Here is a 21,216-nt window from a genome sequence, read left to right as displayed (position 1 = left end):
CTGGCGCTCGCCAGGGAGATTGGCCGCGCACCGGTCGAACCACCGCATGCGCCGACGGGTGACCCGCCGGCGATCAGAAAAGAGATCACACACGCTATCCCCGGTGCCCACCGCACCGTCACTGGATGAATGAAATAACAGGCCGGTCTCCGGGCTCGAGGAGGACGCGATTCACTGCATCACGCCATTGCCTGCACCTTCCCGGCCTTGGAGGCTAGTGGTCTTCGCAGGCGACTCACTCATTACCGTTGCGGGGGCAGCGATGGAATTGGCCGGATGGCCTCACCATACTTCCCGATTATCCCCCCATAGGGGGCACCTATCTTCAGTCGTGCCATCCTAAAGCAATTGCTGCAGCAGGCGCAATTTGGCCGCTCGACGCCACCTGCCGTGACCCCAAGCGCCTCTCCTGCCAGCGGGTGGCTAGATATCCCTCCATTAAAAGTTATGATATAACATATCATTTTAACCCAACCCTGGCGGCGGCCAATCGAGGCTTCCAAATGGAAAATGCAGTGCTATGATCGCCGACCACCAAGGTCAGATTGGCCACCGCCCCCTGCCATTCGGAAATAACATGATGAAAGACTCGCGATCACTACTGGTATTACTCGCGCTTTTCCCTACGTCATTTGCCGTGGCCAATAGCACGGAATACCCACTCGAGATAACCAACTGCGGCATGGACATTCGTTTCGAATCGGCTCCGGATAGCACGGTAACGATGGGACAATCGGCCACCGAAACGCTCTATGCACTGGGGCTATCCGACCGCGTTTCTGGCACATCAGTGTGGTTCAATCCGGTACTACCCGAGTTCAGCGAGGTCGATGCCAATATCGAGCGTCTCGCCGATAACGACCCGAGCTTCGAGTCGGTGGTCAACAAGCGCCCCGAGCTGGTGGCCGCACAGTATGAGTGGCACGTTGGCCCCACCGGCAGCGTGGCGAGTCGCGACCAGTTCCATGAGCTGGGCATCGCCACCTACATCATGCCGGCCGACTGCGACACCAAGGACAACACTACCGGCGGTGACGGCACCCGTATCGACGCCTTTTCTCCCGAGCATGTCTACAAGGGGATCACCGAGCTGGCCGCCATCTTCGATGTGCAGGAGGCCGGGGAAGCGCTGGTGGCGGATCTGGCAGCCCGCGAAGCCAATGCCATCGCCCAGGCCGAAGCCCTCGAGCTACCGCAGGACCTGTCGGCGGTGTTCTGGTTCTCTTCACCCGATCAGTCGGCCGATCCTTATGTCGCCGGCCGGCTCGGCGCACCGGGCTATATGATGGACGCATTGGGCATCGATAACGTGATTCAATCCGACGAAGAGTGGCCCAACGTTGGTTGGGAGTCTATCGCCCGCGCCGATCCCGATATCATCGTCGTGGCGCATATGGACCGCCGCCGTTTTCCTGCCGACGACATCGAGAACAAGCTGGAATTTCTGCACAATGATCCCGTTGCTCGCGAAATGTCGGCGGTGAGAGAGGGGCGCATCATCGAGATGGATGCCCACGCCATGAGCGCTACCCTACGCACGATATTCGGTCTCGAAGCGCTCTCCGAATCCTTGTCGACGCTCTCCTTCGAACCATGAGTCTCACCCTGGCATCAAACCCGCCTTTGCGCCTTCACTGGCACTGGGCATGGCTGACGCCGTTGGTCCTTTTCATGGCAGTAATGGCGGGCACTTCCATCGGCGAAACCTCGATCCCGATGGATACCATTTTCAAGGTGCTGGCCAACCAGCTGTGGGGGGCGGGCTATGCCGTCGACCGGATCGATGCCGGGATCGTCTGGAACTACCGCCTCAGCCGCGCGATCCTCGCCGGCTGCTGCGGCGCTGGACTGGCGCTGGCCGGGGTCGTGTTGCAGGCGCTGCTGCGCAATCCACTCGCCGACCCCTTCCTGATGGGCATTTCCGCCGGCGCCTCCACCGGTGCCGTGGCGGTGACCATCGCCGGGCTCGGTGCCGGCGCAGTGACCCTCTCGCTGGGCGCCTTCGCCGGCGCGGGGCTAGCCTTCGGCCTAGTGGTGCTGCTGGCGCATGCCGCCGGCAGCGGTACCGGCGGCGGCCGCGGTACCCAGGCCGCAGGCGCCATCATTCTGGCGGGGATCGCCGGCTCGCAACTGTTCAATGCCCTGACCGCCTTTATCATCGCCAGGTCGGCGAGCGCCGAGCAGGCGCGGGGCATCATGTTCTGGCTGATGGGCAACCTCTCCGGGGTACGCTGGGACGATGTCAGGCTGGGGCTGCCTGCGGCCTTCGCCGGTTTGCTGGTCTGTCTTTGGCATCGCCGAGCGCTGGATGCCTTCACCTTCGGTGCCGACAGCGCCGCCTCGCTGGGGATTCCTGTACGCCGGGTACGCGGCATGCTGATTGCCAGCATGGCCCTGGTGACCGCAGTGATGGTCTCCATGGTCGGCGCCATCGGTTTCGTGGGGCTGGTGATTCCCCACGCCATGCGCTTTATCGTCGGTAGCCGCCACACCCGGCTGGTGCCCGCCTCGGCGCTGGCGGGTGCGGTCTTCCTGATCGGCGCGGACATCATCTCGCGGATCATCGTACCAGGGCAGGTGCTGCCGATCGGGGTGGTCACCGCGCTGGTCGGGGCACCGGCCTTCGCGGTAATTCTCATTCGGGGGAGCAGGGTACGATGAGGCTCTCGGCAGATCATATCGACTGGACAGTGCATGGCCATCGGCTGCTCGACGGCGTCAGCCTGGCGGTGGAACCCGGCGAGACCTTCGGCCTGATCGGCCCCAACGGCTCGGGCAAGACGACCCTGCTGAGGGTGCTGGCCGGGCTGCGCAAGCCCAAGCGCGGGCGCGTGCTGATCGACGACCACCCGATGTACGCCATGCCCCAGCGCGATATCGCGCGCACCATCGCCTTCGTCGAGCAGCAGGCCGAGACCCTCGATCGCATCGTGGTACGCGAGGCAGTGGCGCTGGGGCGCACGCCCTTCCTCACGGCGCTGCAGCCGTGGTCCGAGCATGACGACGCCATCGTCTCCCGGGCGTTGCATGACGTCGGCATGGCCCATCTGGCGGAGCGGCTCTGGCATACACTCTCCGGCGGTGAGCGTCAGCGGGTGCATATCGCCCGCGCCCTGGCCCAGCAGCCCAGGATCCTGCTGCTCGACGAGCCCACCAACCACCTCGATATTCGTCACCAGCTGTCGATCCTGCAGCTGGTCAGGCAGCTACCGGTCACCGTGGTCATCGCCCTGCATGACCTCAATCAGGCCATGGGCTGCGATCGTATCGGCGTGATGGACGGTGGCCGGCTGGTCGACCTCGGCGAACCCGAGCAGGTACTCAGCGCCGAGCGGCTCTATCGCACCTTCGGCGTGCAGGTGGATTTCCTTGTCGACCCCGCCGATCGGCGTCCGGTGATGCGCTTTCGCAACGCCCTCTAAGGGCTCACCTCACCGGCACGAACACCGCCGCGCCGTCGATCTCGGCGCTGGCGAGGCGCTGGCCGTAGAGCCGCTCCAGTGCGCTGATCTCCAGCATCGACTCCCGCGGGCCCCAGCACGCTTCGCCATCTGGATAGAGCAGCAGCAGATGGTCACACCAGCGCGCCGCCAGGTTGAGGTCGTGCAGGCACATCATCACCGCACGCCCCTCGCCGGCCTGCTCGGCGAGCAGCGCCATCACCGCGGTTTGGTGGTGGAGATCGAGATGGTTGGTGGGTTCGTCGGCGAGCCACAGCCGCGGCGCCTGGGTCAGCACCGTGGCAATCGCCAGGCGCTGGCGTTCGCCCCCCGAGAGCGTGCTGACCAGCCGCTCGGCGAGGTGCGCGGCGTCGAGGCGTTCGAGCGCCGCCTCGGCCAGGCGCAGGTCCTCGCCGCCCTCCATCTGCCACGCCGAGAGCCACGGATGGCGACCGATCAGCGCGGTCTCACGCACCGTGGCCGGAAAGCCATCGTGGCGGTCCTGGAACACCAGGCCCAGGGTGCGTGCCACCTGGCGGCGCCCCAGCGCCGCCAGCGGGCGACCGTCGATCAGCACCTGGCCTGCCCGCGGCCCGCGCAGCCCGGCCAGGGTATGCAGCAGGGTGGTCTTGCCGGCGCCGTTGGGGCCGAGCACGCCCCACACCTGCCCCGGCTCGACGCTAAGCGTCAGCGCCCGGCCGTCGCGGCGGCCCGGCACGTCGATCACCAGCTCGCGAATCTCGAGGCGGTTCATCAGCGGCTCCGGTAGAGCAGGTAGAGGAAGGTGGGCACGCCTAGCAGCGCGGTGATCACGCCGACCGGCAGCTGCTCCGGGGCGATCATGGTGCGCGCGAAGGTATCGGCAAGCACCAGCAGGGTACCGCCGGCCAGGGCACAGGCCGGCAAAATCAAACGCTGGTCGTTGCCGAGCACCAGGCGCAGCATATGCGGCACTACCAGGCCGACGAAGCCGATGCTGCCGGCCGTGGTCACCGCGCTGGCGGTGAGCACGCTGGCCACAACATAGATCGTCCACTCCAGCGGACGCACGTTGACGCCCAGAGCTGCCGCCTGCAATGGGCCGCGGGCCATCACGTTGAGGCTGCGCCCCAGGGGTATCAGCAGCAGGCAGATGCCCAGCAGCAGCGTCAGCGGCGGCCAGGGGGAGCGCGAGTAGGAGAGATCGCCCATCAGCCAGTAGAGCATGCTGGGCAGACGATCCGACGGGCTCAGCGCTAGCATCAGGGTGATCACCGCGCCCCACCCTGCGGCGACCACCACCCCGGTAAGCAGCAGGCGGGACGGCGTCCAGCTGCCGGTGCCGTGGGCCAGGCCGAACACCAGCAGCGTGGAGAGAAAGGCACCGGCAAACGCCGAGCCGCTGATCACCGCCCCGCCCAGCCCCGCCAGCATCGCCGCCAGTGCCCCCACCGCGGCACCGCCTGAGAGCCCCAGCACATAGGGGTCGGCCAGCGGGTTGCGCAGCAGCACCTGCATCAGGGCGCCAGCCACGGCAAGCAGCCCACCTACCGCGAAGGCCGACAGCGCACGTGGCAGGCGCAGCTCGAGGACCAGCGTGCGCGACAGAGCGTCGCCCTCGCCGCGCAGTACTGCCCATAGCGCCTCCGGCGTCACGCTGGCACTGCCCACGGCAAGCGACATGCCCAGCGCAACAACCCCGGCCAGCGCCAGCACTGCCAGCGGTAGCCACATGCCGCGGCTCGCCAGCATTGGCCGCGCACCCGGCTCAGCGGCGGCCACGCGCCACCTCGAGCTTTTCGCACAGGATACGACTGCCCTCGAGCAGGCGCGGCGTGGGGCGCTGAATCAGCGACGGCGGCACGAAGAACAGGTTGTCACGCGCCACCGCGGTAAGGCCGGGATACTGCTGCCAGTGGGTCAGCCAGTGGCGGTTCTCCTCGCCCATGCCGCCAGCGATGATCGCCTCCGGATCGGCGGCCAGCACGGCTTCATCGTCGATGCGCGGCACCAGCCGCGAGAGCTCGCCGAACACATTGACGCCTCCGCACAGCTGGACCACTTCGCCGATCAGGTGCTCATCGTTGACGCTCATCAGCGGCTCATCCCAGACCTGATAAAAGGTCGCTACCGGCTCGGCGTCGGCGTACTCGGCGGCTAGCGCACGCATGCCGGTGCGAAACGCCGCGGCCACCTCATCGCCCTCGGCCTCGCTGCCTGCCAAACGCGCCAGGCGCTCGATGGTCGTGGCCACGCTTTCGATGCTGCGCGGCTCGATATAGAACACCGGCAGCCCGAGCTGCTCGATGGTCTCGAGCTGCTCGGGGGGATTGCCGGTGATCCAACCGATCACCAGGTCCGGCTCGAGATAGACCAAGGTCTCCAGATCGACACGGGTATGGCTGCCCACCGAGGTCACTTGCCGGGCCTCTGGGGGGTAGTCGCTATAGGCCACCACGGCGACCACCCGGTCGCCGGCACCGGCGGCCCAGATCAGCTCGGTGGCGCCGGGCGAGAGCGCGGCAATGCGGCTGGCAGGCGCCTCCAGGCACACCTCGCGGTCGCGGTCATCGACCACGCAGACGGGCTCTGCGTGGGCGCTCCCCCACCACGGTAGGAGCCCCAACGCCAGCCCGGCAAGCCGGCCGAGTATCGGTCTAGTGGCCAAAGTGCACACTGACGAACGCCGCACGTCCGGCGCTGAGATAGTCATCGCCATCGAAGAAGCGTGTCGTGACGTAGTCCTTATCAAGCGCATTCTCCACGGTCAGGCGTGCCGACCATAGCGGAGCAAATTGCCAGCCGGCACGCAGGTTGACCAGCCCGTAGCCGCCAATCCGCTCTTCATTCTCGGCATCGTTGTAGCGATGGTTCTGCACGATCCACGAGCCGCCCAGCGACCAGTCACCCAATTCGCGGTCAGCGTCTAGGCGCAGGCTCTGGGAGGCGCGCCGCTGGATGCGCTTGCCGGTAGCGCGATTTTCGGGATCGCTGTAGGTCAGCGCCGCCGCCAGCGTCCAGTCGTCGAGCTCGGCCCCGGCGGAAAGCTCGATGCCACGGATACGCGTGGTGGGAATATTCGTGGTCAGCTCGCCGCGCTGGCCGGCGATCAGGTTATCGATATCGGTCTGATACAGCGCCGAATCCCAGAACCAACGCGCATACTGACCGCGAACCCCGAGCTCGACCGTCTCGGATGTCTCTGCCTCCAGGTCGGGATTGCCGAAGCCCGGGAAGTAGAGGTCATTGAAACTCGGCGCCTTGAAGGCCGTGCCATAGCTTGCCCGCAGCGTATGCCGGTCATCGAGATCGTAACCCAGCGCCAGACCGCCGGTGACTTCTTCGCCGTAGGCCTGGTTATCGTCGTAGCGCAGGCTGGCCTGTACCGCAAAGGGCGCGAAGTCCAGCAGCCCCTGTGCAAACACCGCAACGTTGTCGCGGCTATCGACGGCATAGTCGTTGCTGCCCGACACCCTGTCTTCGCTGTACTCGGCCCCGGCGATCAGCTCGTGCATGCCGAGATCGAGGGTATTCTGCCAGCGCAGCGTCTGAGTACGGGTATCGATGATGGAGTCGCCGAAATCGTCGAGGGAATCCAGCTCATCACGCGCCTCGCTGAGCGTCAGCCGGCTGGTCCACTGCGCGGTGATCGGCAACTCGGTGTAGACCCCGGCAACCTGCTGGACGAAATCGCTCTCGCCGCCGTCGAACTCGTTGCTGCCGCGGGCGCGCAGCGCCAGCACGCCGACCTCGCTACCGTCGCCGAAGGTATGCGACATCCGCGCCAGTGCCGTCGTGTTGTCGTAGCCCTTGTCGTCACCGCCACGGCGCACCGGCGTGCCGTCGGTACTGAAATGACTGCCGGCGAAGCTGTAGCGGGTGCCGCCCTCACTGCCGGAGAAGCCGGCACTGTAGCGCTGGGTGTTGAAGGAACCGCCGCCGGCAGAAATACGCGGGTGCGGACCGCCCTCCTCGGCGTCGTGGGTAAACAGCTGCACCACGCCGCCCACCGCGTCGGCACCGAACAGGCTGCCGCGCGGGCCGCGCACGATCTCGGCACGCTGGAACATGCGCGGGTCGAGATAGTGCCATGCTGCACCACCGGCGGTGGCCGAGCGCAGGCGAATGCCGTCGATCAGCAGCACGTTCTGATCGTTACCGGTGCCGCGCAGGTAGACACTGCTGTTCTTGCCGAAACTACCGTTGGTGGTGACATCGACGCCGGGCTGGCCGCGCAGCAGGTCGGTCACGCTGGTAGGGTCCTGGCGGCGCAGGGTGGCTTCGTCGAGCACGCTGACCGACGAGAGCGTTTCGTCGGCGGTGCGCGGCGCCAGGGCGGCGGTCACCACCACCGGGTTGAGCTGCTGAGCGTCGCTTGGCTCGTCGGCCGGTGATGCTGGCGAACTCTGGGCCTGGACGGCCAGCGGCAGCGCGGCCAGGGCGAAAGCCGCCAGGCCACGAGAGGAGAGTGGAGCGTTCATGGAGAGTCCCTTGCTCGCCGTGCTCACCCGCACGGCGTCATGTTTATTGGCTTGCACGGTGCTCTCGGGCCGGTCTCCGGGCTGACGAGCGAAGGCCGCCATGGGCCTTCTCGAGCGTCGCCTTCCCATGCCCAAGCGGGCACAGTGGCATATCGACGGTCGTTGACTCGATCACCGTTGCGGGGGCAGCGTCGGAGTAGCGAAACAGGGATCGCGCACCGACTTCCCGTTTACCTGGCGGCGAGCTCGCCGCCAGCACCTGAGAGTGGCGGTAAGCTAGCAATGCGCCTGGTAAAGGTCAATTCGTGGGGATTTGCGGCGATATTGCAGATAGCGACACCGCTCGGAACTGATCCGTCGGCAGGCCTACGAGGAGGCGCTGTGAACCCATCCCTGGGCGCTACCGATGCCATCCATGGCATCGACACCTCCTCTTCGCCCTGCCCCCGGCGTTCCTCGCTAAGGGGCTACTGTCATGGCCTTGGACTAACTCAACCTCCGATAGAGCCCATGGCGCACATACCAGACCCGCTCGCAGCGCGCCGCGGCGTCCTGAGCCAGCCAGCCGTTGAGATCGCGCAGGCGGCGCCGCTCGGCACCCATCGGCACGATGCCACGGCCCATCTCCTCGACGATCAGTATCACCTCGGCGGCGCTCTCGGTCTCGGCGGCGCGCAGGGCGTCGAGGCGCTCGATCAGCGCCAGGCGCAGGGCGTCGTCGTCACCCGGCGCGGCAGCCAGCGCGGCCCGAATCCAGCCCGCCCAGCCGCTCACCACCAGCGTTTCGCCAGGTGCGGGCAAGATCGCCTGGCGCGCTGCATCTTCCTGCGCCTGCCAACGAGCATGGGGATACCAGCGCTGGACTAACCCGCGCTTGCCGGCGCAGGCACCGCCGATGACCAGCTGCATTGCCACTCTCCTTGCGACTTGTCGAAGCCGAAGCAGCGTCCTTCGGCCTGGGACACGCTGCCGTCCCAGAAGTCGATGGCCTCGAAGCGACGCCGCAGCTCACGAATCACTCCGCCGTGGGTCACCACCAGCACCCGCTGCCAGGCGTGCGCCTCGGCGGCGGCGAGCAGCTCGGCAAACCAGGCATCGAGCCGCGCCCGCAGCGCCGCGGCCGACTCACCCTCAGGCGGGGCCTGTTCGCCCTGGCTGTCGATCCAGGCGCGATACTGCGGCAGGTCCTTGAGGTCGTCGTAGCACTTGCCCTCGTAGGCGCCGAAGTCCATCTCGCGCAGGCGCGGCTCGACGTGGAGCGCCGTATCGCCCTCGCGCCCTTCCAGGACATGCGCCAAGGTCTGCCGGCAGCGGCCCAGGTCGCTGGAGTAGACGGCATCGAAAGGCCGCTCGCTTTGATAGGCGCGCAGGTAATCGCGCAGGCGGTCCAGCGCCGGCACAGCATCGGGCAGCAACAGCGGTATATCGCGCTGACCCTGGTAGCGTTGCTCGACATTCCAGGCCGTCAGCCCATGACGGACGATAGTGACCACCAGACCACCAGCAACAGCCATAACTCTCCTCCCTCGATGGCGGCACCGACGATATCGCCGTTGATGCCCTTGAAGGCACGTATGATCAACGCGCCGTATGACAACAGAAAGACCAGCAGCGCCCCGAGCGACAGCAGCCAACCCGGCGCCAGCCACCACAGCAGCACCAGCGGCAGCAGTGCCAGCAGCAGGTCGCGATGGCCGAGGTGCTGCTGCCAAGCCCAGGCCAACCCCTCCTCGCGCGCCACGGGCGCCAGCACCAGCAGTGCCACGGCCCCCAGGCGCCCCAGCCCCAGCACCGCCACCAGCCACACCAGGCCAATGCCGGCCTCGAGCCAGGCCCACAGCAGCGCCCCCTTCCAGGCCAGTTGGAACAGCAACGCGATGATCGCGAAACTGCCAACGTGGGGATCCTTCATGATCGCCCAGCGCTGCTCCAGCGGGCGGTTGCTGCCCAGGGCATCGGCCACGTCCATCAGCCCGTCCAGGTGCAGGCCACCCGATAGCGCTACCCACAGGCTCAGCAGCAGCAGTGCCAGCAGCGGCGTCGGCAAACTGCCGAACAGCTGCCCGGCCAGCGCCAGCAAGCCTCCCAGCAGCATGCCGACCAGCGGATAGCAGCGTACCGCCCAGCGGCTGGTCGCCGGGGTCCAGGGGCAGTTTAGCGGGATCGGCACACGGGTGAGGAACTGCAGCGCCAGCAGCAGCCCATAGCCGGCGTTGCTCATGGCAGGCTCCCCTTCCATACCTGGGGCAAGCCGGCGACCACCTGCACCACGCAGTCGGCCTCCGCCGCCACCCGGCAGTGTGCGGCCTGCAGCAGGGCCAGATAGCGCCAGCTGGCGTCATCCTCGGGTGGCATGCCCTCGTTGATATCGTTGGAGACGACCACCAGCGCCATGTCAGCGGTGCGGGCCTTGGCCAGGGCCCGCTCGAGCTGAGCCAGTGCCGCCGACGCCTCGAGGTCAAGCTCGAACAGCACCCGACTGGCCCACAGCGTCAGGCAGTCGAGCAGCAGTACGCTTGCCGGCTCGACCTCGGCCAGGGCAAGATCCAGGGTCGCGGCCTCCAGGGTTCGCCAGGCATCGCCACGCTCGACGCGGTGCCGGGCGATACGCGCCGCCATCTCGGCGTCCCCAGGCATGGCGGTGGCCAGGTAGTAGCGCGCACCGCCGCGCTGGCGCTGATACTCACGCACCAGGGACTCGGCGAAGGCGCTCTTGCCGGAGCGGGCGCCGCCGCTGACGAAGGCGATCATGCACCGCTCCAGGCAGCCAGCGCCTCGAGCAGACGCCGATTGATGTCGCGCTCGCTCAGCGCCACCCGCAGCCAGCCGCCGTCGAGGCCATGAAAGTTATGGGTGTGCCGGGCCAGCAGGCCGTGGGAGAGCAGGTGGAGAAACAGCGGATCGGCACTGCCGGGGCCGCGTGGATCGCGCAGCAGCAGGAAATTGGCCTGGGTCGGCGGCGTTTCGAAACCGAGTCGTGTCACCCCGCCCTGCAGATAGCCACGCTCGGCGTCGAGCCAGGCCCGCGTATGGCGTAGATACTCATGGTCTGCCAACAGCGGCGCTACCAGCTCGGCGGCCAGGGCATTGACGCTCCACGGCAGCTGGCAGGCGGCGGCGCGGGAGATCTGCTCGGCACTCCCCAGCAGCGCGCCCAGACGCAACCCCGGCAGGGTGAAGAACTTGGTGTGCGAACGCAGCAGCAGCAGGTTGGGATAGTCGGCGAGCAGCGGCGTCAGGCGCTGGTCATCGTCGCTGAAGTCGACGAACGCCTCGTCCACCACCAGGGTCGTAGCGTGGCGCTGCCCCAGGGCGGCCAGGGCTTCGATCTCGGCCCGCGGCACCAGGGTGCCGGTGGGATTATTGGGCCGGCACAGCCATAGCAGGTCGGCATGGCGCATGGCCGCATCGGCGGCTTGAAGGTCGAAGCAGAAGTCCGGCTCCGGCAGCCTCAGCCGTTCGATATCGACGCCGTAGTGGCGGCAGGCGCGGGCATACTCGCCGAAGGTCGGCTCGACGATCACGGCACGCTTGCCGGCATGCAGCGCGGCGGCGAGGAAGATCGCCTCGGCGCCGCCGTTGGTGAGCAGCACCTGCTCAGGCGCCAGCCCCTCGGCGTCGGCGATCGCCCGCCGGGCCGTGGGATAGTCGGGATCGGGGTAACGTGCCAGGGCCGGCAAGGTGTCGCGCAGCCGGCTCTCCAGCCAGGCCGGCGGCCCCAGCGGATTGAGATTGGCGCTGAGGTCGGTCAGCGGCCGCTCGCCGGGCCAGCCATGGCGCTGGGCCAGGGCGGCAAAGGCGCTCGGCTGGCCGCCGTGTAGCGGCCAGGCACCATTGCCTGTCGCATCGATCATGTTCAAGAGTCTCCCTGCAACAGCAGCGACGCTACCATGAGCCACAGGACATTGCCCGCCAACCTGATAACGGTCAAGGCGAACTGCCCCGTTTCGGCTAGGGTGTAAGTAACGGCAACCTTTCGTGAGTTGCCCCTTGCTGCGGGAGAATCCACCATGCGTTTCCATCAAGTAAGGGAGTTGGTGTCCTGGGCAGCGGACTTTCATTCCCGCATGGCCGAGCAGTATCGTCAGCTGGCCGCCACTACCGAGAGCGAGCGCCAGCGCATGGCGCTCGAGTATCTCGCTCAGCGAGAGGACAAGCAGCACAGCGAACTGACCCGCTATGCCACTGAGAATGGTGACCATCGAGCCGTGCTTGAGACTTGGTTCGACGATCCCACGGACTTCCCTCATCCACCAGTTGTCGAGCGGTTGCCAGGGGGAATCGGCACCAGCGAAATACAGGACGTGATGGCCACCGCTCTGACCGCGCACCGGACCTTGCAGGATCTCTACACTCACCGAGCCGAGCGGGCCTCGGGCGGACGGGAACTTGCCTTTTTTCAATCCCTGGCGGACGGGCATGAGGCCGAAGTACGCCACATCGTCAGGGACCTTCAGCAGCTCAACGCCTACTGAGCGTGCATTGCTGGCCTGGCTCAGGCGAAGACACCTCGAAGCATCAGCAGCACCAGCGCCATCAACAGCAGGCTCATTATCCAGCCGCCATGCATCAGTCGCACGGCGGCGCCGATATCCGCCGCACACAGCGGCCGGTGAGGAGTGCCCAAGGTAGCGCGATGCGATACCTCGCCGGCGTAATAATTGACACCGCCGAGTTGCACGCCGAGCAGGTTGGCCACCATCGCCTCCGGCCAGCCGGCATTGGGGCTGGGATGGCGTGGCGCCTCGCGACGGGTGGCGGACAGCGCTCCGCGTTGCCGCCATGTGCCGGGCAGCCACCAGGACGAGAGCCAGATCGCCAGCGCCGTCAGCCGCGCCGCCGGCCAGTTGGCCAGATCGTCGAGCCGCGCCGAGGCCCAGCCGAAGTCGCGATAGCGGGCGCTGCGATACCCCACCATGGAGTCGAGGGTATTGACCGCCTTGTAGGCCAGCGCCAGGGGCGCGCCGCCGATGAGCGCCCAGAATAGCGGCGCAGTGATGCCATCCACCGTGTTCTCGGCGACCGTTTCCACCGCGCCGCGGGCGATCTCGCTCTCATCCAGCGTCTGGGTGTCGCGCCCCACGATCATGCCCAGCGCCCGGCGTGCTGCCGGCAGGTCGCCCTCGGCCAGCGGTACTGCCACCGCCCGCCCGGCATCGGCCAGCCCCTTGATCGCCAAGCAGCTCCACAGCAACCATAGCTCGGCGGCCCAGCCAAGCCAGGGGTGCAGCCACCCCAGCAGCGTGAGCAGCACCCAACCGGCGGCATAGGCACCCCCCACCACCAGCGCGGTCACCAGCACCCCAAGGCGGCGGCGCGATGCAGCCGGGCCGTGGTTCCAGCACGCCTCCAGCCAGGCGATGGCACGCCCAATGCCCACCACCGGATGCGGCAGGCGCCGCGGATCCCCGGCCAGCAGGTCCAGCGCCAGCGCCGCCGCCAGCAGGCCCAGCCCGGCCAGGCCCAGGGGCGCGACGATGACGCCCGGCAGCAGCCACTCGGACATGCCCATCCGCTAGGCCGGGCCGGCGCTGATGCCGGCGGCCTCGAAGGTGGCCATCTCGCTTAGCATGCGGCAGGCCGCCTCGAGCAGCGGAAACGCCAGCGCCGCGCCGCTGCCCTCGCCGAGGCGCAGCTCGAGGTCGAGCAGCGGGATCGCCTCCAGGGCCGCCAGCGCCGCGCCATGCCCCGCTTCATGGGAGCGGTGGGCGAAGATCAGATAGTCGCGCAGCTCAGGCACCAATCGACACGCCAACAGCGCCGCCACCGTTGCTATAAAGCCATCCACCAGCAGCGGCACTCGCCGCGCCGCACCCTCCATAAAGGCCCCGGCCATGGCGGCAATCTCGAAGCCCCCCAGGCTCGCCAGCACCGCCAGCGGGTCGCCGGCGTCCGGTGCCCGGGCGGCGATGGCCGCCTCGATCACGGCACGCTTGTGGGCCAGGCCGGCATCGTCGACGCCGGTGCCACGCCCGACCAGCTCGGCCACCGGCCTGCCGCTCAGCACCGCCAGCAGCGCACTGCTGGCGGTGGTGTTGGCGATGCCCATCTCACCGACGATGAGGCAGCGACAGCCGGCCTCCACCGCACGCCCACTGGCGCGTCGACCGGCGGCCATGGCGGCCAACGCCTGGTCGCGGCTCATGGCATCCTCGACGGCGAAGTTGGCCGTGCCGGGACCGATCTTCTCATCAATGACGACAGGCCCCTCAAGGGGAGCAGCGACGCCGACATCGATGACCTCCAGGCGCGCCCCGATCTGCCGTGCAAAAACGTTGATCGCCGCCCCACCGGCGACGAAGTTGGCCACCATCTGCGCAGTCACCGCCTGGGGAAACGCCGAGACACCCTCGGCGGCCACGCCGTGATCGGCAGCGAATACCAGCACCCCCGGAGGCGATACCCGCGGAAAGGGCTCGCCGCGAATGCCGGCCAGCTGTTCCACCAGCGCCTCCAACCGCCCCATGCTGCCGGGGGGCTTGGTCAGGCTATCGAGATGCTCCCTGGCACGCGCCGCACTGGCGCTGTCGAGGTTGGGAGGGGAATAAAGGGCGTCGCTCACGTGCCGCTCCTGGCCGGGGGAACCGAGAAAGGCGCCAATGGTAACAGAGTCACCGTCGCCGTTACCTTGCAGCGGAACACAACACCCCTATACTGTATATTCATACACATAAACAGCGAGGTGCCAACGATGTCCGCCTCACACCACGTCGCGGGGGATGCTCCGTTCAAGGGCCGCGGTGCCACCTATGACCCTCACAATCGCTTCGCCCCCACCCACAGCGAAGCGTTCGACGATGGCTGGTGGCAGGAGGAGGCACCCGCGACACTGGCCACCGAGGTGCGCGAAGAGCGCCCCAAGACGGCGCTGTCGTGGAATCGCTCGCCGGACCTGGGCTTCGACCGTTCAATCAACCCCTACCGCGGCTGCGAGCACGGCTGCATCTACTGCTATGCACGGCCCAGCCACGCCTACTGGGACCTGTCGCCGGGGCTCGACTTCGAGACCAAGCTGATCGCCAAGAGCGGGCTGGTGGAGCGCCTCGAGGAGGAGCTGTGCAAGCCGGGCTATGTATGTCGACCGATCAACCTATCCGGCAATACCGACTGCTACCAGCCCATCGAGGCACAGCGGCAGACGACCCGACGACTTCTCGAGCTACTGCTGGCCTGCCGCCACCCGGTCACCCTGGTGACCAAGAGCGCGCTGATCCTGCGCGACAGCGAACTGCTGGCCGAGATGGCCGAACGGCGCCTGGTGCGGGTCTTCGTCAGCCTCACCAGCCTGGACGCCGACCTCAAGCGCAGCCTGGAGCCACGCACCGCCTCGCCCCAGGCGCGGCTAAGGGTGATGCGCGAACTCAACACCGTCGGGGTGCCGGTGGGGGCGCTGCTCTCGCCGATGATTCCCGGGCTCAACGACCATGAGTTAGAATCGCTGCTGGATGCCGCCAGCCGCGCCGGTGCGCGCACCGCCGGCTGGATGCTGCTGCGCCTGCCCCACGAGGTGGCGCCACTGTTCGAAGCCTGGCTCGAGGCTCACTACCCCGAGCGCGCCGCCAAGGTGATGAGCCTGATCCGCCAGTGCCGCGGCGGTAAGGACTACGACGGCCGCTTCGGGCATCGTTTCCGCGGCGAGGGCGTCTTCGCCGATATGCTGGGACAGCGCTTTCACCACGCCCGGCGCCGCTTGGGCATGGCCGAGCGCATCGACGAAGGCCTCGATTGCAGCCAGTTCAGACCACCCACTGCACAAGGCGATCTGTTCCTTTGATGTCAGGCAAGCCGCCATTCCGCTCCCTAGTGACCGTGTTACTGCCCCTGCTGATGCTGTTGGCGGGATGCGGTGGTGGTGCCACCCTGCAGCCACCGGGGCCCGGGCCCGCCACTCCTCAGCTGGATGGTGACTTCGTGACCGCCGAGGACGGCTACCGCCTGCCGCTGTGGCACTGGAGCCCGGACGGTGACGCTCCTGACGCTATCGTGCTGGCGGTGCACGGCTTCAACGATCACGGCGGCAGCTTCGATGTATTGGCCGCGGCGCTGACCGAGCACAACATCGCAGTATACGCCTATGATCAACGCGGCTTCGGCGTCACTCGCCAGCGCCGCCTGTGGGCCGGCCATCAGCGAATGGTCGACGACATTGATCTGCTCGCCCGACTGCTCCGTGAGCGCCACCCGGAGACGCCACTCTACCTGGTCGGAAAGAGCATGGGTGGAGCGCTGGTAATGCTCGCGATGAGTCGTGACACCCCGCCGCCGGTGGACGGCAGCGTGCTGATCGCCCCGGCAGTTTGGGGGCAAGAGGCGATGCCCTGGTATCAGCGCGCCAGCTTGTGGTTGGCCGTGCGGCTTATTCCCGACACGGCCTTCTCGGCACGCACCGCCGAGCGGCTGGGCATCGAACCCACCGACGACCCCGAGATCATGGCCAAGCTGGCCAAGGACGCCCGCATCCTGCGCAGCGCACGCGTCGATACCCTCTACGGTGTGACCCAGGCCATGGACCGGGCGCTGGAGAGTGCTGCCGACCTTCCCGGCCCCACCCTGCTGCTGTACGGCGACAACGACCAAGTGATTCCACCGGAGGCGATGTGCGCCCTGCTCGAGCGGCTACCGGAGCGCCGCCAGGCTGCATGGCGATTGGCACTTTACCCTGACGGCTACCATATGCTGACCCGCTACACCCAGCGCCAGCGTACCGAGGCCGATATCGCCGCCTGGTTGAAAGCGCCCTCTGCGGCGCTGCCGTCCGGCTCGGAGGTCAGCTTGCCAGAGGCGCAACAGGCGTTATGTTGAGCACACGACGATATTGCTCATACAGGACTGATTCGGTACTATTTAGCCATTGATCATACGACTACGACGAGCATGCATCGTCGAGCGACCCGAGCAGACCGTACCTGACCATGACTGCCGACCAACGCGCCACCCGCGGTATCACGATATTGGCCATCTGGGTCGATGGCCTGGTGGGCCTCGTCAAGGTGATTGTCGGGGTGATGGTGAGCTCCACCGCACTGATCGCCGACGGCATTCACTCCTTCTCCGACCTGATTACCGATGGCTTCGTGCTGGCCGCCACCCACTATGGGCAACAGGGGCCGGACCACGACCACCCCTACGGTCATGGCCGCATCGAAACTCTGGCGACCCTGTTCCTGGGCAGCATGCTGATCTTCGTCGCCGGGGCCATCGCCTGGTCGAGCCTCGAGCGCCTGCTCTCGAGCGCCGCGATTCCTCCTCCCGGCTACTGGGCCGTCGGTATCGCCTTGGCGACACTGCTCGCCAAGGAGGCGCTCTACCATGCCACCATGCGAGTGGCGCGGCGTACCCAGTCTCGCCTGCTGGAGGCCAACGCCTGGCATTCACGCTCCGATGTGTTCTCTACCGCGGTGGTCATCCTGGCAATGCTGGGTACCCAGTGGGGCTACGGCTGGCTGGATACCCTCGCCGCGGTGATCGTCGGGCTATTGGTCGGCAAGGTCGGTTGGAGCCTGCTGTGGGACGCCGGCCGCGAACTGATCGATACCGCCCTACCGGTGAGCACCCAGCAGGCAATGCGCGATGAAGCCCTAAGCGTGCCCGGCGTTACCGGCATCCACGACCTGCGCACCCGCCTCTCCGCCGGGCGCACCATGCTCGACCTGCACGTGGTGGTCTCACCCCGGATCAGCGTCTCGGAGGGCCATGAGATCGGTAACGAGGTGAGCCGGCGTCTACGCCGGGCGTTTCCGGCACTGACCGACCTCACCTTCCATATCGATCCGGAAGACGACGCCGGCGAAGGCGATCCCAGCCGCTTCCCCGGCCTGCCGCTGCGCCCCGACGTCGAGGCGGCCCTGGCCGAGCGCTGGCAACCCCTCGAGGTCTGGAACGCGATACGCGAGATCGAGCTGCACTATCTGGAGGGGGCCGTCACGGTGGTGGTGTGTCTCGACGAGCAGGCCCCCTTCTCAAGCCCCGCAGTGATCGAGCAGTTGGGCGAGCGGGCGAAAGACATCGAGTGGTTCGATCAGGTCGAGGTCAAGCGCCTGGCCTAGGCTCGCGATAGTCGGCCAGCAGCGTACCCCCAGCCTCGGCCTCCGCTTCATGCTGCGGATCGATCCACGGCTCGACCAGCGCCTCGGCATACCACTGCTGCATGGCGGGCAAGGCCAGCAGTCGTTCGACATAGGCCAGCGATGCCTCGGCCAGCGGTAGCGCGAAGGTCTGCACGCGAAACGCCACCGGCGCGAAGAACGCATCCACGGCGCTGAACGCCTCGCCGCCCAGGAAGGGACCACCGAAGCGCGTCACCCCCTGCTCCCAGAGCTCGTCCAGTCGTGCCAGATCGCGACGCAGCGCCTCATCATGGCGCTCCAGCCGCACCCTCACACCACAGCTCATCGGGCACTGGCTGCGCAGCGCCGCAAAGCCGGCGTGCATCTCGGCGCTGGCACAGCGCGCCCAGGCCCGCGCCGCGCTATCCGCCGGCCATACCCCGGGGTGCCGCTCGGCAAGATACTCGACGATGGCCAGCGACTCCCACACCACCTGCTCGTCATCTACCAGGCATGGCACCAGCCCGGTCGGGGAGAAGTCGCGAAAACGCGTCCAACTCGAGTCGGGGTCGAAGGCGCTGAGCTGCTCCTCGAAGGGAATCGCCAGCTCACGCATCAGCACCCAGGGGCGCAGCGACCAGGAGGAGTAGTGCTTGTTGGCAATGTGCAGACGATACATTAGCGATCCTTGCGATGGCGGCATGGCCCTTCAATATAGCCGCCAGGGCAATCGCTCGGCCAGTACGTCGCCGGGCGGTTCCGCCTCGGCCGTTAACAGTGCATCGGCAATCAGCGTCAGCGCATCGCCCTCGACGAACAGCCGCTGCTGGCAGTGCCGGCAACGCCGGCACTCATGGCCAGCGCCAAGCGTCTCGGTCTCCAGGGCCTCGAGTCCAGCGCTGATCTGCAGCGCCGCCGCGTCCAGCACCAGCCAGCCCAGCCCTCGTTGGTCACGACCTTGCGCCAGCGGCTCGGCGGTGGCCAGCAGCGTCACCGCGCCACACTCACAGCTGCCCTGATAGTAAGGACCGTTGCTCATCTTGCCTCCTTGTCCGGCTGCACGCTTCGTGAAGACCCCACGCCATTGTCACCATGACGTCACCGTGAGCACGCAGGATGGCCTATATCAGCCGCCATGCCGAGCCCTCTCAGATGAAGATACTGATGCTCTCCGACGTCTACTTCCCGCGCATCAACGGTGTCGCCACGTCCATCGCCAGCTTTCGCGATGCGCTGGAGCGGCTCGGCCACTCTGTCACCCTGATATGTCCGGAGTACCCCGTAGGGCAGTTGGATGAACCAAACGTGCTGCGCGTCGTCTCGCGCGGCGTGGCGAACTCTCCCGAAGACCGCATGATGCACTACCGCAAGGTGCTGGCACTGACGCCACGCCTCGCCGCCGAGAGCTTCGACCTGGTGCATATTCACACCCCATTCGTCGCCCACTATGCCGGCACGGCACTGGCGCGGCGACTGGGCTGCCCCGCTATGGCGACCTATCACACCCTGTTCGAGGCCTATCTGCCCCACTATGTACGCGGCGTGCCGAGTGGCTGGCTACGCTTTATTGCCCGGCGCCTCTCGGTGCGCCAGTGCCGCCGGCTCGCAGCACTGGTAGCGCCCTCCCATGCCATGCGCGAGACGCTGGAAGGCTATGGCGTCACGTCCCCTATCGCAGTGATCCCCACCGGCCTGGCGCTGGAGCGTTTCTGCCACCCCGACCAGCACGAGGACTTTCGCGCCCGCTATGACCTGCCGGTCAACGCCCGTCTGCTGCTGTTCGTTGGCCGCCTGGCCTTCGAGAAGAACATCACCTTCCTGATCGACCTACTGCCACGGATACTCGCCGAGCACCCGGATACGCGCCTGATCATCACCGGCGAGGGGCCGGCCCGCGCGGAGCTGGCCCGCCGCGCGCGGCAGATCGGCATCACCTACGCCGTGCGCTTCCTCGGCTATCTGGATCGCCATGGTCAGTTGCAAGCCGCCTATCGCGCCGCCGATGTCTTCGTTTTCGCCTCGCGCACTGAGACCCAGGGGCTGGTGCTGCTGGAGGCCCTGGCGTTAGGCACCCCGGTGGTCTCCACCGCCATCATGGGCACCCGCGACGTGCTGGTGGATGGCGAGGGCTGCCTGATTGCCGACGAGGATCTCGACGATTTCGCCGCCAAAGTGAATCGCTTGCTGGCAGACGAGACGCTGCGCAGTGAGCTGGCACAGCGCGGCGTAGCGTATTCCGAAGGCTGGCACGAGGACGCCAAGGGCGCCGAGCTGGCCACACTCTATGCACGGATATGCATGGATCAAGGGCCTAGCATGAATGTCATCGAGGCGCTGTCTAGCGACTCGGCAGCAGCACCACTGATATCTCGAGCGCAAGACTAAAGCGAATCCAGTCAGGGTCTCTCGCCCAACACCGTCACGCAAGGAGCTCAAATGAACGACGACCTCGACACCCTAACCGATAGCCTGCAACGCGCGGCCAGAGCGGCCGGTGATATCCTGCGGGATGGCTATCAAACCGCCGGCACCATCTCGTTCGACAGCAAGGGGGCCTCGGACTTCGTGACCCACTTCGATCGGGCCGCGGAGCAGGCGATCATCGACACGATTCGCGAAACACATCCCGAGGTGGGTTTTCTTGGCGAGGAGAGCGGCATCACCGCTGGCCAAGGCGGCGAGCTGACCGTGGTCATCGACCCACTGGACGGCACCAACAATTTTCTTCACAAGGTGCCGCACTTCTCCGTCTCCATCGCCGTGGAGCACGGCGATGAACTGCTGATCGGCGTGGTCTACCAGCCGCTGCTCGATGAAATGCTGTGGGCCGTTCGCGGACGGGGCGCCTTCCTGGGCGGTCAGCGCTTGGGCCTGCGCTCCGCCAGACCACTCAACGAAATGCTGGTGGGCACCTGCCTGCCCTACCACGGCAAGGGCGACTGCCCGCTCAGCTGCCGCCAGATGGCGCATCTCATGCCACAGGTGTCGGGGATCCGCAGCCCCGGCTCCGCTGCACTGGAAATCGCCTACGTGGCACTCGGACGTTTTGATGCCTTCTGGTCACAAGGAGCCAAGCTGGAATGGTGGGACATTGCCGCCGCCATCGTCATCGCCCGCGAGGCGGGCTGTATCGTCACCGACCTGAGTGGCAATTCGTCGCCGCAGGAGTGGCGCAGTCTGCTGGTCACCCACCCTGATCGGCATGGCCCTCTGGTCGAGTGCCTGACCAGCTGAGCGCGGCGGCTGGCATGCTGCGCCCCCCACCATGCC

22 protein-coding genes and 2 riboswitches are annotated in these 21,216 nt (G+C 66.9%); of the genes, 9 read left to right on the top strand and 13 right to left on the bottom strand.

Annotated elements, in window-relative coordinates; translation table 11 throughout:
- Positions 1–123: 123 nt before the first annotated feature.
- Positions 124–336, bottom strand: a riboswitch (cobalamin riboswitch).
- Positions 337–724: 388 nt separating this feature from the next.
- The 3 genes from BLT16_RS04185 to BLT16_RS04175 are packed head-to-tail and all read left to right on the top strand — an operon-like array spanning position 725 to position 3,422.
- Positions 725–1,597, top strand: coding sequence for an ABC transporter substrate-binding protein (locus BLT16_RS04185; RefSeq protein WP_479691040.1), 873 nt, complete (start codon positions 725–727; stop codon positions 1,595–1,597).
- Complete coding sequence (locus BLT16_RS04180; RefSeq protein ID WP_089657256.1) at positions 1,594–2,661, top strand: FecCD family ABC transporter permease; 1,068 nt, start codon at positions 1,594–1,596, stop codon at positions 2,659–2,661. The genes BLT16_RS04185 and BLT16_RS04180 overlap by 4 nt, the downstream gene beginning before the upstream one ends.
- Positions 2,658–3,422, top strand: coding sequence for an ABC transporter ATP-binding protein (locus tag BLT16_RS04175; protein WP_089657255.1), 765 nt, complete (start codon positions 2,658–2,660; stop codon positions 3,420–3,422). Before BLT16_RS04180 ends, BLT16_RS04175 begins: the two co-directional genes overlap by 4 nt.
- Positions 3,423–3,426: 4 nt before the next feature.
- On the opposite strand, the gene BLT16_RS04170 is transcribed toward BLT16_RS04175, so the two are convergent.
- The 9 genes from BLT16_RS04170 to cobD form a co-directional block, all read right to left on the bottom strand.
- Positions 3,427–4,194: an ABC transporter ATP-binding protein gene (locus tag BLT16_RS04170; protein WP_089657254.1), complete on the bottom strand. Its 768-nt coding sequence runs from the start codon at positions 4,192–4,194 to the stop codon at positions 3,427–3,429.
- Complete coding sequence (locus BLT16_RS04165) at positions 4,194–5,171, bottom strand: FecCD family ABC transporter permease (protein WP_089657253.1); 978 nt, start codon at positions 5,169–5,171, stop codon at positions 4,194–4,196. The genes BLT16_RS04170 and BLT16_RS04165 overlap by 1 nt, the downstream gene beginning before the upstream one ends.
- Positions 5,172–5,187: 16 nt before the next feature.
- Positions 5,188–6,132: a cobalamin-binding protein gene (locus BLT16_RS04160; RefSeq protein ID WP_089657297.1), complete on the bottom strand. Its 945-nt coding sequence runs from the start codon at positions 6,130–6,132 to the stop codon at positions 5,188–5,190.
- A complete protein-coding gene (locus tag BLT16_RS04155) occupies positions 6,077–7,900 on the bottom strand; it encodes a TonB-dependent receptor domain-containing protein (RefSeq protein ID WP_089657252.1) in 1,824 nt (607 codons plus the stop codon). Before BLT16_RS04155 ends, BLT16_RS04160 begins: the two co-directional genes overlap by 56 nt.
- Before the next feature lie 50 nt (positions 7,901–7,950).
- Positions 7,951–8,178, bottom strand: a riboswitch (cobalamin riboswitch).
- Between the two features lie 208 nt (positions 8,179–8,386).
- Entirely contained in the window at positions 8,387–8,809 is a 423-nt protein-coding gene (locus BLT16_RS04150; RefSeq protein ID WP_089657251.1) for a bifunctional adenosylcobinamide kinase/adenosylcobinamide-phosphate guanylyltransferase, read from the bottom strand.
- Positions 8,764–9,414 (bottom strand): histidine phosphatase family protein, encoded by a 651-nt coding sequence (locus tag BLT16_RS04145; protein ID WP_089657250.1) that lies wholly within the window; start codon positions 9,412–9,414, stop codon positions 8,764–8,766. The genes BLT16_RS04150 and BLT16_RS04145 overlap by 46 nt, the downstream gene beginning before the upstream one ends.
- Positions 9,366–10,121 (bottom strand): adenosylcobinamide-GDP ribazoletransferase, encoded by a 756-nt coding sequence (locus BLT16_RS04140; protein ID WP_089657249.1) that lies wholly within the window; start codon positions 10,119–10,121, stop codon positions 9,366–9,368. Before BLT16_RS04140 ends, BLT16_RS04145 begins: the two co-directional genes overlap by 49 nt.
- Entirely contained in the window at positions 10,118–10,651 is a 534-nt protein-coding gene (locus BLT16_RS04135) for a bifunctional adenosylcobinamide kinase/adenosylcobinamide-phosphate guanylyltransferase (protein WP_089657248.1), read from the bottom strand. Before BLT16_RS04135 ends, BLT16_RS04140 begins: the two co-directional genes overlap by 4 nt.
- Complete coding sequence (gene cobD, locus BLT16_RS04130; protein WP_089657247.1) at positions 10,648–11,754, bottom strand: threonine-phosphate decarboxylase CobD; 1,107 nt, start codon at positions 11,752–11,754, stop codon at positions 10,648–10,650. Before cobD ends, BLT16_RS04135 begins: the two co-directional genes overlap by 4 nt.
- 156 nt (positions 11,755–11,910) lie before the next feature.
- Between cobD and BLT16_RS04125 the strand changes: the two genes are divergently transcribed.
- The gene (locus BLT16_RS04125) at positions 11,911–12,375 is read left to right on the top strand and encodes a hypothetical protein (RefSeq protein WP_089657246.1); all 465 of its coding nucleotides are present in this window, start codon (positions 11,911–11,913) and stop codon (positions 12,373–12,375) included.
- Positions 12,376–12,395: 20 nt separating this feature from the next.
- On the opposite strand, the gene cbiB is transcribed toward BLT16_RS04125, so the two are convergent.
- Both cbiB and cobT read right to left on the bottom strand, forming a co-directional pair.
- Positions 12,396–13,406 (bottom strand): adenosylcobinamide-phosphate synthase CbiB, encoded by a 1,011-nt coding sequence (gene cbiB, locus BLT16_RS04120; protein WP_089657296.1) that lies wholly within the window; start codon positions 13,404–13,406, stop codon positions 12,396–12,398.
- 9 nt (positions 13,407–13,415) lie between these two features.
- Positions 13,416–14,462 (bottom strand): nicotinate-nucleotide--dimethylbenzimidazole phosphoribosyltransferase, encoded by a 1,047-nt coding sequence (cobT, locus tag BLT16_RS04115; protein ID WP_089657245.1) that lies wholly within the window; start codon positions 14,460–14,462, stop codon positions 13,416–13,418.
- Positions 14,463–14,591: 129 nt separating this feature from the next.
- Here cobT and BLT16_RS04110 point away from each other — a divergent pair, with 129 nt between their 5' ends.
- The 3 genes from BLT16_RS04110 (at position 14,592) to BLT16_RS04100 (ending at position 17,946) form a co-directional block, all read left to right on the top strand.
- Positions 14,592–15,674 (top strand): PA0069 family radical SAM protein, encoded by a 1,083-nt coding sequence (locus BLT16_RS04110; RefSeq protein ID WP_089657244.1) that lies wholly within the window; start codon positions 14,592–14,594, stop codon positions 15,672–15,674.
- Positions 15,674–16,702 carry an alpha/beta hydrolase gene (locus BLT16_RS04105; protein ID WP_089657243.1) on the top strand — a complete coding sequence of 343 codons (1,029 nt, stop codon included), beginning with the start codon at positions 15,674–15,676 and terminating at the stop codon, positions 16,700–16,702. Before BLT16_RS04110 ends, BLT16_RS04105 begins: the two co-directional genes overlap by 1 nt.
- A gap of 110 nt (positions 16,703–16,812) precedes the next feature.
- Positions 16,813–17,946, top strand: a complete 1,134-nt coding sequence (locus BLT16_RS04100) for a cation diffusion facilitator family transporter (RefSeq protein ID WP_089657242.1) — start codon at positions 16,813–16,815, stop codon at positions 17,944–17,946.
- Here the strand turns inward: BLT16_RS04100 and BLT16_RS04095 are convergent.
- On the bottom strand, positions 17,930–18,625 hold the full coding sequence (locus BLT16_RS04095; RefSeq protein ID WP_089657241.1) for a glutathione S-transferase family protein: 696 nt from the start codon (positions 18,623–18,625) through the stop codon (positions 17,930–17,932). The genes BLT16_RS04100 and BLT16_RS04095 overlap by 17 nt on opposite strands.
- Positions 18,626–18,655: 30 nt before the next feature.
- Positions 18,656–18,985: a GFA family protein gene (locus BLT16_RS04090; protein ID WP_089657240.1), complete on the bottom strand. Its 330-nt coding sequence runs from the start codon at positions 18,983–18,985 to the stop codon at positions 18,656–18,658.
- Between the two features lie 77 nt (positions 18,986–19,062).
- On the opposite strand from BLT16_RS04090, the gene BLT16_RS04085 reads away from it, so the two are divergent.
- Positions 19,063–20,331, top strand: coding sequence for a glycosyltransferase (locus tag BLT16_RS04085; RefSeq protein ID WP_089657239.1), 1,269 nt, complete (start codon positions 19,063–19,065; stop codon positions 20,329–20,331).
- A gap of 51 nt (positions 20,332–20,382) precedes the next feature.
- Entirely contained in the window at positions 20,383–21,180 is a 798-nt protein-coding gene (locus BLT16_RS04080; protein WP_089657238.1) for an inositol monophosphatase family protein, read from the top strand.
- Positions 21,181–21,216 lie beyond the last annotated feature (36 nt).

It is taken from the genome of Franzmannia pantelleriensis, assembly GCF_900102875.1.
GTDB lineage: Bacteria > Pseudomonadota > Gammaproteobacteria > Pseudomonadales > Halomonadaceae > Franzmannia > Franzmannia pantelleriensis.
Note: the sequence above shows the minus strand (reverse complement) of the source record. Positions and strands in the feature narration are given on the sequence as shown.

Excerpts from the sequence above, each read along its gene's own strand:
- BLT16_RS04185 (WP_479691040.1), top strand. The coding sequence starts at position 725 with ATGGGACAATCGGCCACCGAAACGCTCTATGCACTGGGGCTATCCGAC.
- BLT16_RS04180 (WP_089657256.1), top strand. The coding sequence starts at position 1,594 with ATGAGTCTCACCCTGGCATCAAACCCGCCTTTGCGCCTTCACTGGCAC.
- BLT16_RS04175 (WP_089657255.1), top strand. The coding sequence starts at position 2,658 with ATGAGGCTCTCGGCAGATCATATCGACTGGACAGTGCATGGCCATCGG.
- BLT16_RS04170 (WP_089657254.1), bottom strand. The coding sequence starts at position 4,194 with ATGAACCGCCTCGAGATTCGCGAGCTGGTGATCGACGTGCCGGGCCGC.
- BLT16_RS04165 (WP_089657253.1), bottom strand. The coding sequence starts at position 5,171 with ATGCTGGCGAGCCGCGGCATGTGGCTACCGCTGGCAGTGCTGGCGCTG.
- BLT16_RS04160 (WP_089657297.1), bottom strand. The coding sequence starts at position 6,132 with ATGACTATCTCAGCGCCGGACGTGCGGCGTTCGTCAGTGTGCACTTTG.
- BLT16_RS04155 (WP_089657252.1), bottom strand. The coding sequence starts at position 7,900 with ATGAACGCTCCACTCTCCTCTCGTGGCCTGGCGGCTTTCGCCCTGGCC.
- BLT16_RS04150 (WP_089657251.1), bottom strand. The coding sequence starts at position 8,809 with ATGCAGCTGGTCATCGGCGGTGCCTGCGCCGGCAAGCGCGGGTTAGTC.
- BLT16_RS04145 (WP_089657250.1), bottom strand. The coding sequence starts at position 9,414 with ATGGCTGTTGCTGGTGGTCTGGTGGTCACTATCGTCCGTCATGGGCTG.
- BLT16_RS04140 (WP_089657249.1), bottom strand. The coding sequence starts at position 10,121 with ATGAGCAACGCCGGCTATGGGCTGCTGCTGGCGCTGCAGTTCCTCACC.
- BLT16_RS04135 (WP_089657248.1), bottom strand. The coding sequence starts at position 10,651 with ATGATCGCCTTCGTCAGCGGCGGCGCCCGCTCCGGCAAGAGCGCCTTC.
- cobD (WP_089657247.1), bottom strand. The coding sequence starts at position 11,754 with ATGATCGATGCGACAGGCAATGGTGCCTGGCCGCTACACGGCGGCCAG.
- BLT16_RS04125 (WP_089657246.1), top strand. The coding sequence starts at position 11,911 with ATGCGTTTCCATCAAGTAAGGGAGTTGGTGTCCTGGGCAGCGGACTTT.
- cbiB (WP_089657296.1), bottom strand. The coding sequence starts at position 13,406 with ATGTCCGAGTGGCTGCTGCCGGGCGTCATCGTCGCGCCCCTGGGCCTG.
- BLT16_RS04110 (WP_089657244.1), top strand. The coding sequence starts at position 14,592 with ATGTCCGCCTCACACCACGTCGCGGGGGATGCTCCGTTCAAGGGCCGC.
- BLT16_RS04105 (WP_089657243.1), top strand. The coding sequence starts at position 15,674 with ATGTCAGGCAAGCCGCCATTCCGCTCCCTAGTGACCGTGTTACTGCCC.
- BLT16_RS04100 (WP_089657242.1), top strand. The coding sequence starts at position 16,813 with ATGACTGCCGACCAACGCGCCACCCGCGGTATCACGATATTGGCCATC.
- BLT16_RS04095 (WP_089657241.1), bottom strand. The coding sequence starts at position 18,625 with ATGTATCGTCTGCACATTGCCAACAAGCACTACTCCTCCTGGTCGCTG.
- BLT16_RS04090 (WP_089657240.1), bottom strand. The coding sequence starts at position 18,985 with ATGAGCAACGGTCCTTACTATCAGGGCAGCTGTGAGTGTGGCGCGGTG.
- BLT16_RS04085 (WP_089657239.1), top strand. The coding sequence starts at position 19,063 with ATGGCCTATATCAGCCGCCATGCCGAGCCCTCTCAGATGAAGATACTG.
- BLT16_RS04080 (WP_089657238.1), top strand. The coding sequence starts at position 20,383 with ATGAACGACGACCTCGACACCCTAACCGATAGCCTGCAACGCGCGGCC.